The organism is Novosphingobium sp. B-7 (assembly GCF_000410615.1).
GTDB lineage: Bacteria > Pseudomonadota > Alphaproteobacteria > Sphingomonadales > Sphingomonadaceae > Novosphingobium > Novosphingobium capsulatum.
The window spans coordinates 1-3841 of the sequence record NZ_APCQ01000845.1 but is presented as its reverse complement, the minus strand read 5'-3'; the positions used below and the strand labels follow the sequence as shown (position 1 = coordinate 3841).

General features: G+C 60.8%; 3 protein-coding genes. All 3 read right to left on the bottom strand.

Translation table 11 applies throughout. The annotated features are described in order from the left end of the window. Positions 1-3: 3 nt before the first annotated feature. From H926_RS26640 to H926_RS0109745, 3 genes are read right to left on the bottom strand one after another with little or no spacing between them, the layout of a single operon-like run. Complete coding sequence (locus tag H926_RS26640) at positions 4-1686, bottom strand: DUF3732 domain-containing protein (RefSeq protein ID WP_022676130.1); 1683 nt, start codon at positions 1684-1686, stop codon at positions 4-6. A gap of 3 nt (positions 1687-1689) precedes the next feature. Further along, positions 1690-2181, bottom strand: a complete 492-nt coding sequence (locus tag H926_RS0109750; protein ID WP_148291700.1) for a three component ABC system middle component — start codon at positions 2179-2181, stop codon at positions 1690-1692. Between the two features lie 3 nt (positions 2182-2184). Then, complete coding sequence (locus H926_RS0109745) at positions 2185-3453, bottom strand: ABC-three component system protein (protein WP_148291699.1); 1269 nt, start codon at positions 3451-3453, stop codon at positions 2185-2187. Between the last annotated feature and the right edge of the window lie 388 nt (positions 3454-3841).

Genomic DNA, 3841 nt, shown 5'->3' with positions numbered 1-3841 from the left:
TTTTTATCCCGGTGTTGACAGGCGGAGAAAAACACTGTGCAGCGCTAGCAAGGTCGCCAGATGATAGCCCATCCAGTTCTCTCCGCTGCCGATCTCCCACAGAAAGTCCGGCTTCACGCCGGGTGCGCGATTGAAGCGGAGGCTGAGCTCCTTCTCGTCAAGGACCGGGGTACCTTCCGCGCCTTCGATGCCGAGATAGTCGATGAAGCGCTTGATATAGGCTGTTACACGCTTGGCGACCTCGGATTCGCGAACAAGGCGAGCGGCCAGATCGAACTGACCATCGAGTTCAGCAATGCGTTTGGCCAGCTCGGCCGCCCGCGCCGCCAAACCATTGTCGCCTTCGACGTCGGCAAGAATGCGCAGTGCCTGCTCCGTGCTCCCGATAAATTTGAACACGGCCTCCAGACTTTGATTAGCATCCCGTTCTTTGTCGGCTGCCCGCTCGAGCTCGAGGCGGGTTCTCCTTACCACCAGCAACTGCCGTTCGTCGTCGAGGAGCGTTTTCTGTATCTGTGCGATGTCGCTATCAACCATCGGCGCCGCTGATGCCGTGCCGACGCCGAGGTCTTCGAGCTCGCCGATCGGCTCCTGCAACAACGCCAGCTCACGCTTGGCAGCATCTGTGTCCGAGCCGCACAGCGCGCACTGCTCTTGCCCGAGATGAGCCTGAAACCAGCCAAATCCGTGTACGGCTGCGCGCTGTTCCTCGAGCACATCCTCGAAGTCGCCAACCGACCGGCGGAGCGCCTTCAGTCTTTTGAGCCGGCGCTTTCCGTCCGCGATCCGTCGGTCCAGCTCCTGGTCTTGCGTCTTGAGTGCTTCCAGACGCTGCACCGCCGCCGAGACGCGGCCGGGCGCCTTTACCGTTCGCCCGTTGGCGTCCACCACGGCACGAAGAACCGCAATCAATTCCTGAAGACCTTGGGGCGGATCACCCGCCGGTATGAGGCTGAGTTCCTGCGCCCGAAAAAACGCGCCCGTGGCATCGGCGCGCCACGCATCCAAGCCGTTGCGGCGCAGCTTGAGCTCACCCTCAAGCTTGCGCAACTCTTCGCGCAACAGACTGAGCTCGTGCATGCGCGCAAGATCGGCATTGGTGATGATCCCCATCGCGAGCGGGAGAATGTTGCGCAGCTTCTCGCGGTGGCTGTGCGAGTCCGCCTTGAAGAACAGCGTGTTCGGATTGGCCACGATGTGCTGCGGAAGGAAATTGAAGCTGGCCATGTCGCGAAACGAAGCGCGCTCGTTCCAAGACTTGTCTAGTTGGGGAGACAGTCGCAGGTCCGACAGCCCGCTCAGTGTGTCCATCATTTGCTTGAAACTGTCGACGGTGCCACTGATCCATGGCTGATGTGGCAAATCGCCGAGCGCATCCTCGCCGCGTTGAACCCACATGTCCCGCGATACCGATCGCCCGTCGGGCTTGCGCCGCGCGACCCGCATCGGCCCCGCGTCGGTTTCGATCTCGAGACCATACCAAGACGCGAGGTCCCGGATCTCGCCTACAGGGATATGGCAGGATTTAGAGCCGAACACATAGTCGATGATGCTAATGATCGACGACTTGCCGGTGCCGCTCCAGCCGGTGATGACACTGACCTTGTCGAGCTCGAACTGAACAACGCGAGGCTCCAGCTCGGTATTCTCCGGCCAGATGATGAGTCGTTTGATGTGAAGCTTCATGGCTCAGAACTCAATCATCAATTGCCGGGACAAAGCCGCGAGCGGCTCCGTTGCGAAGAAGGCGCCGAGCCGCCGCGCGGCCGCGTAGATTTGGGACGTGCCGCCCTCGGCGTGACGGATTGCCGGGGGAAGTGATCCACCAAGGGCGCGAAAGCTGGGGAACCCGGGTCCGCCTTCGCGTTGAAGGAGGCCGGACGATGTCGCGACCTGAAGCGCCGCCAGCGTGTTGCCCGCCCGGGCCTCCAGCCTTTGCTGCAGTCCGGCAACGATATCGGGCTGTTCGGCCACCGCCTTGGCGATGCCGCTGTCGAACTGCATCCGGTACAGCTTTTCGACCGACGCTCGGTGATGAAGGATCGCCATGGCGACATAGAAATGTGGTAGCAACGGCGGCGAGCCTTTCGCATGCTCGCCAAATTGCGCCGCGAAATGCCAGCAGGCGGCCGCCCCTAGTCCGGAATTGCGCAGGATGCGCTCTTCATGGTCCTGCAGCACCGGCTATTTCCCGGTCTTGAAGGTTGGGTCCCACCAGACCGTGTTCTCGTCGGCGAGGCGATGATAGTGACCCGCCGTCATGTAAAGCTCGCTACAGTCCTGGCCGCCGAGCTGTTCGTGGTAGCCAGTGGTCGACCTAGCAAGAATGTGCTGCCCGCGAACCAGATCGGTCTCTGCCGGCAAGTCGAGCGTTACCTGGCGGATCACGCCGCGCCATCGAGTCGTCAGCCTGTCCCCGCGATCCAGCCACTCGCGATCGGGAATCTCGCCCTGCGTCGTCAGCCGATGCTTCTCGATGTTGAATTGAAGGAAATGATCGATCGCCTCGAGCACGACGTCTTCGGCGCTGTTGATGCGGCCAAGATGATCGACGAACGGTCGTGCTTTGACCTTGGCGCGGTCCTGATCATCGGGAACGACGTCGCGTGCCGGTCGCGGCAGGAGGCGCTGCCGAATGAGCGAGCGCTCAACTAGGCGGCATTGCGCGACGAAGGCGCGACGGTCAATCAGACCGATCATTCCTTCCTGCCACAAGGTGCGCAGAAGATTGGTTGACCAGCCGAGCAGGCTGTTGAGCACGGTTTCGGCGTCTACCCCGGGATCGATCGCCAAGGCGTTGGCGAGGACTTTTCGGCTGTCGAGCAACGAGCTGCTTTCGACGATCTCGATCTTGGCAATCAGCGCGGCAAGAACCGCATCCGACCGGCCGAGTACATCGTCAATGGTCGCCTGTATCTGCGATTTGCTATTGTGGCCGCTGTCCGATCGGAGGATCGCGACCGACTCGGCGGCAGAGATTTCGCCGGCCTGGCGACGCTTCAGCGCGGTGGCGATCGTGTCGGTCGAGGCCGTGTTCGTGACAATCAGATATCGACAACAGGTCGCGGAATCGGGACCCTCGTGAAGTCCGAGCCAGATCTGGAACGTACGCCACAATGCCTTGCTGCGATTGCGCAGCATGTCGCGGCCGGGCGTGATGGTGTTCTTGTCCTGCTCGACAAGGGCTAGCTTGCCCTCCCGCAAGACGGCTACGTCGTCCGGAAATTCGACGGCAATGGTCGTGCCGTCGTCAGCTGTGGCAAGATGATAGAGCGCTCGCTCCAGCTGAAAGACATAGCCGGATAGCTGCGGTCCCGCTGTGGTGTTACGTCGCGCAGTAGCCACTAAATTCCTCGCCCCTGACATCTCATCTCGCCCGGAGGATAAATTGACGTGCGGTTGAAGGAAAGAGCCGTCGACTCTATCCGACGAGGAAGAGATGCGCAGGCGCAAGTAACATGACCTTTCGCCACCCGCCGACATTGACCACGCCTCCCCGCAATAAGATGGTCGCTCTGGGGCTTTGGTGATCAGGGTAGCTCCGACTTTTCCAATGGGGGATTCCGATGGCTGATTCTGAACATTTGCGCGATTTGAAGGCAGTCTGGGGTGATTCCTGCCATTCAATGTGGGCGGAGCTACTATCAATCTCTATCGCGGAAAGCACGGTGCGCGGGCGCTATGCCGAGATCGGACCCACGGCGGTCTTGGACGAGATAGCTTATGCGCCCGAGGTGAGAGGCAGATTAGGAGCCCTCACTAAAGATCGGTATCTTGAGCGCGTCCCGCGTTACAAGGATGCCGTGATCACTAATAGATTGTAAGCGCCGCCGGAACCCGG